The 12,736-nt window shown below is 36.1% G+C and carries 14 protein-coding genes; 2 read left to right on the top strand and 12 right to left on the bottom strand.

Annotated elements, in window-relative coordinates; genetic code table 11:
* Positions 1–3: 3 nt before the first annotated feature.
* Positions 4–2,568, bottom strand: a complete 2,565-nt coding sequence (locus P0092_RS02515) for a beta-L-arabinofuranosidase domain-containing protein (RefSeq protein ID WP_004620788.1) — start codon at positions 2,566–2,568, stop codon at positions 4–6.
* Between the two features lie 458 nt (positions 2,569–3,026).
* On the opposite strand from P0092_RS02515, the gene P0092_RS02510 reads away from it, so the two are divergent.
* A complete protein-coding gene (locus P0092_RS02510; RefSeq protein WP_004620790.1) occupies positions 3,027–3,881 on the top strand; it encodes an AraC family transcriptional regulator in 855 nt (284 codons plus the stop codon).
* Here P0092_RS02510 and P0092_RS02505 read toward each other — a convergent pair.
* The 7 genes from P0092_RS02505 to P0092_RS02475 all read right to left on the bottom strand — a co-directional run bounded on the left by P0092_RS02505 (position 3,872) and on the right by P0092_RS02475 (position 8,633).
* Positions 3,872–4,003 carry a hypothetical protein gene (locus P0092_RS02505; protein WP_276187056.1) on the bottom strand — a complete coding sequence of 44 codons (132 nt, stop codon included), beginning with the start codon at positions 4,001–4,003 and terminating at the stop codon, positions 3,872–3,874. The genes P0092_RS02510 and P0092_RS02505 overlap by 10 nt on opposite strands.
* Positions 4,004–4,092: 89 nt before the next feature.
* Complete coding sequence (locus P0092_RS02500) at positions 4,093–4,965, bottom strand: SPL family radical SAM protein (RefSeq protein WP_004620791.1); 873 nt, start codon at positions 4,963–4,965, stop codon at positions 4,093–4,095.
* A gap of 144 nt (positions 4,966–5,109) precedes the next feature.
* The gene (gene rpsI, locus P0092_RS02495) at positions 5,110–5,502 is read right to left on the bottom strand and encodes a 30S ribosomal protein S9 (RefSeq protein ID WP_004620793.1); all 393 of its coding nucleotides are present in this window, start codon (positions 5,500–5,502) and stop codon (positions 5,110–5,112) included.
* Positions 5,503–5,520: 18 nt separating this feature from the next.
* Entirely contained in the window at positions 5,521–5,955 is a 435-nt protein-coding gene (gene rplM / locus P0092_RS02490; RefSeq protein ID WP_004620795.1) for a 50S ribosomal protein L13, read from the bottom strand.
* A 244-nt stretch (positions 5,956–6,199) separates the two neighbouring features.
* Complete coding sequence (gene truA / locus P0092_RS02485) at positions 6,200–6,937, bottom strand: tRNA pseudouridine(38-40) synthase TruA (RefSeq protein ID WP_004620797.1); 738 nt, start codon at positions 6,935–6,937, stop codon at positions 6,200–6,202.
* A 23-nt stretch (positions 6,938–6,960) separates the two neighbouring features.
* Positions 6,961–7,764 (bottom strand): energy-coupling factor transporter transmembrane component T family protein, encoded by an 804-nt coding sequence (locus P0092_RS02480; RefSeq protein WP_004620799.1) that lies wholly within the window; start codon positions 7,762–7,764, stop codon positions 6,961–6,963.
* A 26-nt stretch (positions 7,765–7,790) separates the two neighbouring features.
* Positions 7,791–8,633, bottom strand: coding sequence for an energy-coupling factor transporter ATPase (locus P0092_RS02475; protein ID WP_004620802.1), 843 nt, complete (start codon positions 8,631–8,633; stop codon positions 7,791–7,793).
* Positions 8,634–8,829: 196 nt separating this feature from the next.
* On the opposite strand from P0092_RS02475, the gene P0092_RS02470 reads away from it, so the two are divergent.
* The gene (locus P0092_RS02470) at positions 8,830–9,426 is read left to right on the top strand and encodes a class I SAM-dependent methyltransferase (RefSeq protein WP_004620804.1); all 597 of its coding nucleotides are present in this window, start codon (positions 8,830–8,832) and stop codon (positions 9,424–9,426) included.
* 1 nt (position 9,427) lies between these two features.
* On the opposite strand, the gene P0092_RS02465 is transcribed toward P0092_RS02470, so the two are convergent.
* From P0092_RS02465 to rpsD, 4 genes are all read right to left on the bottom strand, one after another.
* Entirely contained in the window at positions 9,428–10,273 is an 846-nt protein-coding gene (locus tag P0092_RS02465; protein WP_004620807.1) for an energy-coupling factor transporter ATPase, read from the bottom strand.
* A 149-nt stretch (positions 10,274–10,422) separates the two neighbouring features.
* Complete coding sequence (locus P0092_RS02460) at positions 10,423–10,947, bottom strand: bL17 family ribosomal protein (RefSeq protein ID WP_004620809.1); 525 nt, start codon at positions 10,945–10,947, stop codon at positions 10,423–10,425.
* A 64-nt stretch (positions 10,948–11,011) separates the two neighbouring features.
* Positions 11,012–11,959, bottom strand: coding sequence for a DNA-directed RNA polymerase subunit alpha (locus P0092_RS02455; protein WP_004620810.1), 948 nt, complete (start codon positions 11,957–11,959; stop codon positions 11,012–11,014).
* Positions 11,960–12,081: 122 nt separating this feature from the next.
* Entirely contained in the window at positions 12,082–12,708 is a 627-nt protein-coding gene (rpsD, locus tag P0092_RS02450) for a 30S ribosomal protein S4 (protein ID WP_004620812.1), read from the bottom strand.
* Positions 12,709–12,736: the final 28 nt, after the last annotated feature.

The following is a 12,736-nucleotide window of genomic DNA, read 5'->3' as shown; positions in this document are numbered from 1 at the left end:
TGCTTAATTTGTATAAGGCAATTTTTCTATACTACCAAGTAAGTATTTCTTGAACACGACAAAGTCAAGTGCATCTATTACGCCATCCTTGTTTAAGTCTCCTGCCTCGATATCGTTTTGTACAGGAAAATCGTTAATTATTCCAAGGAGATACATTTTCATCATTGCAAGGTCAGTTGCATCAACAGCATTATCTCCATTTAAATCCCCTATAAGTACGGAAGGGACCTCTTCTTTGATAAATTTAAACCAGTTAAGATTGAATAAGTATCCGCTTTCCCCTGTGAATTTCAAATATACATTATGTTTACCACTTATTCCACTGACACTGCATTTTGAGTCACTAAAAGTCTGCCATCCGCCTGTACTGGAAATCTGACACGTTCCTACCAAAGGCCCTGTGATACTGTCAAGTCTAATCTCGATTTTACCGGCCTTTTCTGCACTGGACGCTCTTGCCACAAATCCCACTGCACCACTGTCAAAATCCATATTGTTATAAACTGCATAGTCTCCGTTTTCTATATATCCTATTGCACTTGTTCCCTCATCACAGGTTACACCTTGGATACCTGACTGAGTATTGTAGCTTTCTGCTTCAATTCTGTCAAAAGGATTTCTTGAACCTGTAAATGAGCCTTTTAATGTAAAGTAAATTCCATATCGTCCGGTATACTTTTTGTAATAAGGCGCAAATACTAAATTATTATCGCTGTCAGTTTCTTTAAAAGTAAATTCCAACTTTCCGGGTGTCTGAACCAAATATTTACTAATGTTACCCAGCCAGTCATCTAAACTTGCAGAGGTAGTGGAATTTATGTTTATTGTATCTTTCACAGTAACAGTTTTGGTAGCCGTTGTTACATTCCATCCAACAGAAGATGTAGTCATACTTTCATTTCCCAGTCCTGCGCATAAAACTACAGGGCCATATGTGAATGCTGCTACATTCTGGTTGTCGGTACACCTTGAAATCTGTACCTCGGCGGGAATGGTCAACTCAAGCTTATCTCCGACCTTCCATACCCTGCTTACATCCAGATATCCGTTGACTACGGAAGCATTGACTGAAGAACCATTTACTTTTACAGTTACCTTTTTATCAGCAGCAACCCAATAAGGCGATCTGAATTTAATTTTAACCTCAGAAGAAGGAGCACTGTCAATTGTAAAGGTTACAGTGTCTGATAAAGGTACATCTGCCTTTTGAGTTAATGAAAGGCCTTTTTCGCTCCAGTTCAAGGTAGAACTGATATACATATTTACATATAGGTCCGAGCCGTTATTAAAATATATGCTGTCATTTAGCTTTGTAAAATTCTCCATGCCGGTTCCCGTACAACACCAGAAGTTATCAAATGGTTTACTGAATACTTTAAAATATCCTGTTCCCATTGGCTTAAAATATGTTGTCATGCCTGTTTCAGGATTTTGAGATGCCAAAATTTCGTTTATAAATGATCTTTCGTAAAAATCGGCATATTTGACATCCCCTGTTACCTGAAATAACTCACGGGTTAGTTTTAGCATATTATAGGAGTTACAGGTTTCGTTATTTACTTCATCTCGGTATTGATCTAGCTTTCCTGCTGCTCTGAAAGCTTCCCATTGACTGTTACCGCCTGTAACATATGTATGATCTCTAATTACCATATTCCAAAATTGTTGTGCAGCTGTAAGATATGAAGCTTCCGATGTACCTAATGTGCGATAACGATTAATTGCGCCGATAAATTTCGGTATTGTTGTATTGGCATGTTTACCTGCTAACACATTATTTCCAGAAGCAATTGTATTAAGCAAAGATGGTTCTTCAAATTTCTTGGCTGCAGCTAAATGATTGCTTTTGCCAGTCAGCTTGTATAATTCAATGAGACAATCATTCATCCCCCCATACTCTACACCCAATACCTTAGCCTGCGTAGCAGAATCCCACGCATTTACACGGTTATAAATCCAATCTCCTAATTTGCTTGCCACAGTTAACGCCGTTGGATTACCTTCTAATTCGTAAATTGAAATAAGCCCCGACATTATTTTGTGCATAGTGTACCAAGGTGCCCAGAGAGTACCTGTTGCCTTTCCCTCGACAACATTGAATTGTTCCGGTGTCTCGGCATATATATAGCCGTCACCCCTTTTGTTCTGACACTGCTGTAGTTCAGATATAATTAAATCAATCCTCTTTTTCATATCTGCATTTACTGTAGCATTTGATTTGGTGTTTTTATAGGCCTGTGCCAAGGCTGACATGTAATGCCCCAATGTATGCCCTTTAAGAGGTGTGTTTTCCCAACCGCCATACTTACTGTAGCTTGTAGATAAACCTGCTGTTTGTCTATAACCGACCAATAAACGGTTAGGATCAATAGATTGCAGGTATGAAATCTCTTTGTTAAATGCATTTGCTAAATACGTATCAGTTATATTAACCTGCTCCATATCAAAGGGCTGTAGTTTATCAACACTTTCCGCCGACACAATTGAAGGTGTCAAAAGAGTCAATAACAGTAGTGCAAACACACAAAGTACTGACGAACCTATGGACTTTTTAGGATTTTTAAACATAGTAAATCTCTCCTTCTTTTTTAATAATGGTGGAGTTTTAGTCATATTTTTTTACTTGCCTTGATTAAGTGAGAATATATTGACGGTATAATTCAACGAATTAATTCAAATATTTGATTTAGAATATAAATTTTTGATATAATTTAATAAACGGGTAACTCTTAACTAAATATGTTAATTAGCTACTCATTGTGAAGTCTATGATGCCAGCATCCTATCACCCGGGTGTTTTCTGCTTTAGGTGTAGATCTCTCTATATATAAAGCAGATACTAAGTTGTTGAATTCAAAGACTCAAGATACTCAATTTTCTTTCAGAATGCATTTACCCTATAGGATGATATGAGTTTTATTCCAGCAGATGCATATTTATGAATTAATTGGTATCTCTATTTAAGTGTATCAATTAATAATTATAAATTAAATGTATTTTCTGCAGAATTGGTGGTAAAAAGTCATATGACGTACTATGAATTTTCACTTGAAACCCCATTGAAATACGATTTAACAGGCAAATTCCAAGCTCCCTCTTCTGAATGGTTGCATTTTTCAAGGTATATGCAGAATTTTGAGCTTATAGTAGTTACGGAAGGTACTGCTTACTTACAGATAGATGAACAGTTTTTCGATATAGGTAAGGGTGAATTTATACTATTTCCGCCGCTTTCCAAACAATCAGGCTATAAAAGCAGCAGTTGTGCTTTTTATTGGCTGCACTTTACATGTGAAAATTCATTCCGGACAGTATCTTCTGATGAAATTCCTTCGGAACTTCCCGCTGAGAAAATATATATTCCCAGATATGGTAAGGCAACAAATCTTGAAAAAATTATAGTTCTTATGAAACATCTTCAGGATAGTGTTAGAAGCTATCACAACAGTCTTCAGAACAATTATCTGAGTACTGCGGTTTTGTGCGAGTTATTCTGCCAGTTTACAAAAAGAAATGCGTCTTTGGATTCGAATATGAAGAAAAAGCAGCTGTTCAATGATATACAGGATTATATTAAATGGTATCGAAATACTGATATAAAAGTATCTGAAATAGCAGAATATTTTGGATATAACAGGCGGTATCTATCAGAATTTTTTAAAACCTTTTCAGGCTATTCTCTTAAACAGTATATAATTCAGGAAAAAATCGATTTGGCCAAATATTTGCTGTGCGAAACCAATGACAATATCAGCGACATAGCTTACAGCCTTGGAATTAATGATAACCATAATTTCATGAAGGTGTTCAAGAAAACAGTAGGACTAACACCTACACAGTACCGAAATGCTTATTCAAAAAGGTTATTGTTTTATAAATAAAACGAAAGATATTCTATTTTGTTGTCATCTGGAGTATTAATCCAAGTATTGAGCCCATTTGTTCCTGTTACATCAGCCATATTCATAATAACTTCTGCTGCCGTATGACTATGAATGTACATTATCGTACCATAAAGGTATCGTTCTTTCTCAACATTCTACGTTAACACCACATCTTGAGTACTTTGCTATGTATGCATTCTCCAACTTATTATTCAAATAATGACATTTGATTATATTTTTTAGTTTCCGGAAATTTATGTAGATAAGAAAACACTTCCTCTGGATTACATAAAATATTGTGTTGCTTACAAATGCTTCTAAGCAACTGCATAAGTTCCTTATTATTATCACTATTTATCCCATATGCATATCCATACTTCTGATGATATTTCATGCGAAGTCCTGGAAAATGTCCATCAAGTCTTTCATAAAAGTATTCTCTATTCCCCTCTCTCAGTGTAAGTCCCATTCCAAAGCAGATAATGCCTTTAACATTAGCTTTTATACAGTATCCTAAAATACCTTCAATATTCTCCTTTGTATCATTAATAAATGGTAATATTGGACCAAGCCACACAATAGTCGGTATTCCATTGTCTCTACATATATTAAGAACTTCAAATCTCCTCTTAGTGGTGCACACATTGGGTTCCAGTACCTTACACAGTTCTTCATCATAAGTAGTTAATGTCATTTGAACTACGCACTTCGTCTTTTCATTTATACTTTTCAATAATTCTAAATCTCGCAATATCAGATCTGATTTTGTCTGTATCGCAAGTCCAAATTCATATTTATTAATAAGTTCTAGGCATCTTCTTGTTATACCTAACTTTTCTTCGCAGTGCATATAAGGATCACTCATAGCACCAGTTCCAATCATACATTTCTTTCTCTTAGAACTAAGGGCTTTCTCTAAAAGTTCTAGTGCATTTTGCTTTACCTCTATATCTTCAAAATCATGGGTAAAATTATAGCATTTGCTTCTACTGTCACAATAAATGCAACCATGAGTACAGCCACGATACACATTCATACCGTTTTTTGCTGATAATATTCCTTTGACATCTACAAAATGCATAAGTACTCCTCCTAGTATCTTTTCAAAATCAATTTCAATTTCTCTGTTTTCTCCGGTTTTACTACATTTATACACCATATGCTTTTATACAAAAGCAAAACCCCCAAACGATAACCATTTGAGGGTTTTTGTATGTTGTAAATATTATCTCTTTGAGAACTGTGGCGCTCTTCTTGCTTTTTTGAGACCGTATTTCTTTCTTTCCTTCATTCTTGGGTCTCTTGTCAAGAATCCAGCTTTCTTCAATGCTGGTCTTAATTCTTCGTCAGCCTTTAAAAGAGCTCTTGAAATACCGTGTCTGATAGCACCGGCTTGACCTGTAAATCCTCCGCCGATAACTTTGCATATAACATCAAACTTTGCGACAGTGTCAGTGAGGGTTAATGGTTGTTTAACTATAACCTTCAAAGTTTCCAATCCAAAGTAATCATCCAATGATCTATCGTTTATAAGAATTTTTCCTTCTCCAGGAACAAGTCTTACTCTTGCAACTGATTTTTTTCTACGTCCTGTACCATAGTAATATACCTTAGCCATTATTTTTTCCTCCCTCCATTAAATGTTCAAATCAAGTACTTCTGGTTTTTGTGCTTGATGGTTATGTTCAGATCCTCTGTATACCTTGAGTTTTCTGTACATTTGTCTTCCAAGACTGTTCTTTGGAAGCATTCCCTTTACAGCTAATTCAATAGCTTTCTCTGGGTGTTTTTCCATCAAGTGCTTGTACTTGATTTCCTTTAATCCGCCTGGATGAAGAGTATGATATCTGTAAAGCTTCTGATCCAGTTTCTTACCAGTTAAAAGTACTTTATCTGCATTTAGTACTATTACATGATCGCCAGTATCAACGTGTGGAGTGAAAATTGGCTTATTTTTTCCTCTTAAAATGCTGGCAATTTCGCTTGCCAATCTTCCAAGGGGCTTACCTTCTGCATCAACAATGTACCATTTTCTTTCAACTTCTTGTGGCTTTGCCATGAAAGTTTTCATTTCTTAATACAACCTCCTTAAAAATCTATAACCTATTTATGTTAGCAGTTAGTTTCAGATAGTTTCAGACTATTCACCAAAAGTAACCGTTTAGGACACTACAACATTTTAATATACAGATATTTGTCTGTCAAGTAGAAAATGCGATAAATTTAATTTACCTCTCATTATCTCTCTATTTTTCTTAATATATCTCCATATCTCTCATATAATCGTTCGCCATTTCACTTTTTTCATTATAGCTCTAATAGTAAATCTCCATTAAATAAAGCCCTTGTGCAGGGGCGGTCTTGCCTGATTTTGTCCTGTCAAGACCTGCTATAATGCCGGGGATTTCAGACTCCTGCAGCTTTCCCATCCCCACGTATATTAGTGTTCCTGCTATAATTCTTACCATATTATATAGAAATCCGTTTCCGGAAACCTCTATGTAAATCATATTATCTTCTTTACCAGATACCTCCATACTATAAATCTCTCTTACAGTACTTCTTACTTGTCCTCCTGTGGCCTGAAATGCTGCGAAATCGTGTTCACCTATGAAATATCGGGCGGCTTTTTTCATTTGCTCAATGTCAAGCACAGGTCTTACATGACAAGACCTGTTTCTCATAATAGCTGAAGGATGTGGAGCATTATAAATCAAGTACCTGTATTTTTTACCTTTTGTAGAATACCTTGCATGAAACTCTTCCGAAACCTCTTCAGAATGTTTAATAACTATATCGTCAGGCAATAAATTATTTATGGCATAAGAGAACTTGTCTCCGGGTATCTGAGAATCTGTAAGAAAATGTGCAACCTGTCCGTATGCATGAACTCCCACATCCGTTCGACTGCACCCAGTAACCCCAACTCCTTCACCCAGTAGTTTAGAAATTGCTTTTTGAACTGTTTCCTGTACTGTTTTAGCATTTTTCTGAACCTGCCAGCCATGATAATTTGTACCGTCATATTCAATAATAATCTTAATTTTCCTCATAAATTTATCTGATTATTCCTTTTCTAAAATAGCACATATTCCATTAGCAATACCCAGGTCATAAATGCTGCAGTTATAACCGTTACAACCGCATCACTTCCCGAAAAACGAAGCTGTTTCATCCTTGTCCTGCCCTCACTGCCACGATAACATCTTGCCTCCATTGCAGTAGCTAACTCATCAGCTCTTCTGAATGCACTGATAAATAGGGGAATCAGCACAGGTATAAAACTTTTTGCACGCTCAACCATGTTCCCCGAATCAAAATCAGCCCCTCTGGAAGACTGTGCTTTTATAATCTTATCTGTCTCATCCAGTAGTGTAGGAATGAACCTTAAAGCGATGGTCATCATCATTGCAATTTCGTGAACAGGCACTTTTACGCGTTTTAGTGGCCCTAAAAGCTTTTCAATTGCATCCGTAAGGGCAATTGGCGTAGTAGTATAGGTTAACAGACTTGCAGTAATTATAAGCAGAAAAAGCCTTATAGCCATCTTAATAGCTACATTAATCCCCTCATATGTTATGCTTAGAAAACCCCAGCTCCAAATTGAGGTTCCCTTTATTGTGAAAATATTAATAATTCCCGCAAAAATAACAATAAATAATACCGGTTTCAAGCCTTTAAGTACAAATTTAACAGGTATGTTTGAGGATACTACCGTAATAGCAGTAAACAACGTCAGCAACAAATATCCCCAGTAGGTACTTATTAAAAAAATGAATATCATCATTATAAATGTCAAAATTATCTTCGTTCGAGGGTCAGCCTTATGCAGAAGCGAATCTCCCGGCACATACTGCCCTATGGTTATGTCTCTTATCAATTTGCCCTTCCCCTTCCACTAGCCTTTTAATGCTTCAAATACTTTGCCAATTCTTTTGCTGCATCTTCTACCGTAAATATATTCTCATTTATTCCGGGATACACAGCTTTAAGCTTTTTCATCAGATATGTTATCTGAGGTGCTGAAAGTCCTATTTTCTCTAATTCTTCAGGCTGTGAGTATATCTCTTTTGAAGGTTTGTCCATAAATACAGTACCTTCATTCATGACAATTACCCTCTCTGACAATCTTGCAATATCCTCCATGCTGTGTGAGACAAGAATAATAGTCATGTTTGAATCTTTATGCAGTTTGGTTATATAACCGAATATTTCATCCCTTCCCTTTGGGTCAAGACCTGCCGTAGGCTCATCCAATACCAGAATGTGAGGCGCCATTGCTACAACCCCTGCAATTGCAACCCTTCTTTTCTGGCCTCCCGAAAGTTCAAAAGGCGATTTCTCGAGAACAGTTTCATCAAGGCCCACCGATTGGATTGAGGAAATTACTCTTTCATCAATTTCCTTCTGTGAAAGCCCTTGTTTCAGTAAACCAAAGGATATATCCTTCTTTACTGTCTCTTCAAAAAGCTGATGCTCAGGGTACTGAAATACAATGCCCACCTGTTGTCTTAATTCCTTAAGGTTCTTTTGCTTGGTGTCAATCCCGTTAATTACAACACGTCCCTTTGTTGGCTTTAAAATCCCGTTCAAATGCTGTATTAATGTAGACTTTCCTGAACCTGTGTGACCAATAATCCCTATAAATGCTCCATCATCTATTTCAATATTTACGTCATGGAGGGCATTTTTCTCGAAAGGTCCCCCGCCCATATACGTATAATATAAATCTTCAACTTTTATTGGCATGTCTTACTCCTATGGTTAAATTATCTTATAACATTACAAACTATAATACCATAAATGAGTTATATTAGTGAAGAGTAAAGCATTTCAATGCTTTACCCCTTAAACTATATATTTAATATTCATCTTGATGAATGAAATATCTCCAATTATATATTATAATATTTATTATTATAATTTACGGAGGTTATTAAACCAAATGAATCAGCACTATTTTACTGAAAACCCGGAATCCGAAATAAAAGAAAAAGCCTTTACAGAGAGTATATGCGGTTCTACCCTTACTTTTACCTCCGTAAGCGGTGTTTTTTCCTTTGAAACCAAAGTAGACAGAGCCTCAGAAAATTTAATTAAAAATTTTACTCCCAGCGGATTATCAGTACTTGATATCGGCTGCGGCTACGGAGCCATCGGACTTTTTATTAAGAGCATATTCCCACAGCAAACCATCACAATGATAGATGTTAATAACAGAGCCTTGGAATATACCAAAAAAAATGCAGCAAGTAACAACCTTTCCATAGAAGCCTTAAACAGTAATCTATTTAGTTCTCTTAATGAAAGAACCTTTGACGATATTATATCAAACCCACCAATAGCCGCCGGTAAAGAATTGAACACCAGATTGATAACCGAATCCTATGACCATCTTTCAAATAATGGTGCACTTTGGCTTGTAGCTTTCCATAATAAGGGTGGTTCCACATTAAAAAAGATTATGGAAACAATTTTCGGCAATGTAACTGATGTAGACAAAAGCGGTGGAATAAGAGTATATAAATCAATCAGGAAATAAGTTATATATCCTTCAAAATTTCAAAAGCTTCTTCAACTGTCAACGGTAAGCTATCAACATTAATACCGTACTCTTTAAGTAGATAAGTCAGTTCAGTAACCTGAGGAACGTCAAGTCCCAGGTTTTTTACTGTATCAACATTACTAAATACTTCTTTAGGAGTACCATCCAGAACCACATTGCCTTTATCTATAATTATAAGTCTGTTAGCAAGTGCTGCTTCGTCCATATGGTGGGTTATGTGTATTATAGTAATACCCTCATCTTTATTAAGTTTTTTTAAAACATTTATAACTTCTTTTCGCCCTAAAGGATCAAGCATTGAGGTAGCTTCATCAAGAATAATACATTCCGGCTTCATAGCAAGAATACCCGCTATGGCAACTCTCTGCTTCTGTCCTCCTGACAGCATATGGGGTGCATTTTTTTTATAATCAGCAATCCCGACTGTCTGTAGTGCTTCATCAACCCTTTTTCTTATTTCAGAGGGTTCAATACCCAGATTTTCCGGTCCAAATGCTACATCCTCTTCAACAGTTGTTGCAATTATCTGATTATCAGGGTTTTGAAATACCATTCCTGCAGTACTTCTGATATCCCACATATTGCTTTCATCAGCAGTATTTTTACCTAAAACAATAACCTTACCTTCAATGGGCATCAAAAGCGCATTAAGAAGCCTTGCAAATGTCGACTTTCCCGAGCCGTTTCTTCCCAAAATTACTACAAAATCTCCCTTTTCTATTGTAGTACTCACATGTTCCAGTGCAGGAATATCAATATTTACTTCTCCATATGATTTATATGAAAAACTGACGTTTTCAATTTTAAACATATTATTACTCATTGAAAGCCTCCCAAAAAAGTAACCCTCTTATATTTTATACAGTTATTTTAAATCTATCAAAGTATATAAATATGGGGATTAAACATTTTGCTGTTTAATCCCCACATAATTATCACTTAGATATATGTTGATACAAATATTTAAGTATGTTATACCAACTCAAGTATTACCATCTCTGCAGCATCGCCTCTTCTAGGTCCGAGCTTGTAGATTCTGGTATAACCGCCCTTTTTGTCCTTGTATTTAGGAGCAATTTCTTCAAAAAGTTTATCTGTGATGTTGATATTCGCTCCATCAGCAGTTGACGGTCTATATACCCAGTTCATTATAAGTCTTCTAGCATGTAGTCTTGAAGCACTATCAACAGATACCATATCTGTCTTTTGCTCTCTGTCTACTACAAAATACTTCTTACCGTTCTTTGATGTTTTAGTGTCGGTAAGCTTCTTTCCTTTGGCATCAACTTTTGCAGCACTAACCTTAATTTGCTTTGAAGTAAAGTTATCTGCTTCCTTGATTGCTAAAGTGATAAGTTTTTCTGCTATACTTTTAACTTCCTTGGCTCTCGCCTCAGTAGTTTCAATTCTACCACTTACAAATAAAGCTGTAGTAAGATTCTTTAAAATTGCCTTTCTTTGGTCTGTTGCACGCCCCAACTTTCTTTGACCTGGCATTACCTATCCCTCCTTGCCTCGTATTTTACACTACTATATAATTAGCGTCTAATTTTTATAACAATTATTCTTCACTTGGTGCTAAGAACAATCCAAGTGCCTGAAGTTTTTGAAGAACCTCTTCAAGAGACTTTCTTCCAAGGTTTCTTACCTTCATCATATCCTCTTCGGTTCTGTTGGTAAGATCCTCTACAGTATTGATTCCGGCTCTCTTTAAACAGTTATATGATCTAACTGATAAATCAAGCTCTTCAATAGTCATTTCAAGAACTTTCTCTTTTTTGGTTTCTTCTTTTTCAACCATAATCTCAGTATGCTTAGCTTGATCAGACAAATCTACAAATAGATTTAAATGCTCACTAAGTATTTTAGCTCCGAGACTAATAGCCTCATCAGGATTAATACTTCCGTCAGTCCACACTTCAAGAGTCAGCTTATCATAATCAGTAATCTGACCAACACGTGTATTTTCAACAGTGTAATTAACTTTCTTGACGGGAGTATATATTGAATCAACAGGAACGACACCTATAGGTTGACCAGCCTGTTTATTCTTATCAGCAGAAACATATCCTCTGCCTTTACTGATTACCATCTCCATGTAGAATCTATGATCGCCATTCAATGTTGCAATATGAAGGTCAGGATTAAGTATTTCTACGTCCTGGTCAGTGATAATATCACCGGCTGTTATTGGCCCTTCTCCATTTGCATCAATGTAAATAACCTTTGATCCTTCGCCATGAATTAATAATGAAAGAGATTTGATATTCAGTATTATCTCAGTTACGTCTTCAACTACTCCTGGAACTGTGGAGAATTCATGCAAAACTCCATCAATCTTTATTGAATTGACAGCAGCACCGGGTAAAGAAGAAAGTAATATTCTTCTCAAAGAATTACCGAGGGTAATACCATAGCCTCTTTCCAAAGGCTCAACTATAAACTTGCCATAAGTGTTATCATCGCTATTTGATACACATTCAATTCTAGGCTTTTCTATTTCTATCACCAAGAACCCTCCCTTAACAACTTTTTATTTTTTGAGGGCAACTGATTCTAAACGTACTTTTCATAGAGAATTATAAATAATTCTTTCAGTTGCTTCCAAGTTATAAATCCATCTAATATATATTACTTGGAGTACAACTCTACGATCAAGTGTTCTCTGATTGGTAAATCAATATCTTCTCTTGCAGGAAGAGCAACAACTTTTCCTACCAGATTTTCTTCATTAAATTCCAACCATTTAGGAACAACTTTTCCACCGGCAATCTCTCTAATTGACTTAACTTTTGGTGAACTCTTGCTCTTGTCAGCTACTGCTATAACATCCCCAACCTTTATAAGGTAAGAAGGTATATTAACACGCTTTCCATTTATTGTGAAATGACCATGTGTAACTAACTGTCTTGATTCAGGTCTTGAAGTACCCAGTCCAAGTCTGTATACTACATTGTCAAGTCTTGTTTCAAGGATTTGAAGCAGGTTTTCACCTGTTATACCCTTACGTCTTGATGCCATTTCAAAGTATTGACTGAATTGGCCTTCCAAAACGCCATAAAATCTTCTAACCTTTGCCTTTTCACGAAGCTGTATGCCGTATTCCGACATCTTCTTCTTAGCCTGTCCGTGTTGTCCAGGTGCATAAGGTCTTCTTGCTACAGAACATTTATCAGTATAGCATCTCTCGCCCTTTAGAAAAAGCTTTTCGCCTTCTCTTCTGCAGAGTCTGCAAGATGCATCAGTATATCTTGCCATCTAAGTTTACACCTCCATAATAATTATC

This window comes from Ruminiclostridium papyrosolvens DSM 2782 (genome assembly GCF_029318685.1).
Classification (GTDB): Bacteria; Bacillota; Clostridia; order Acetivibrionales; family DSM-1351; genus Ruminiclostridium; species Ruminiclostridium papyrosolvens.
Note: the sequence above shows the minus strand (reverse complement) of the source record. Positions and strands in the feature narration are given on the sequence as shown.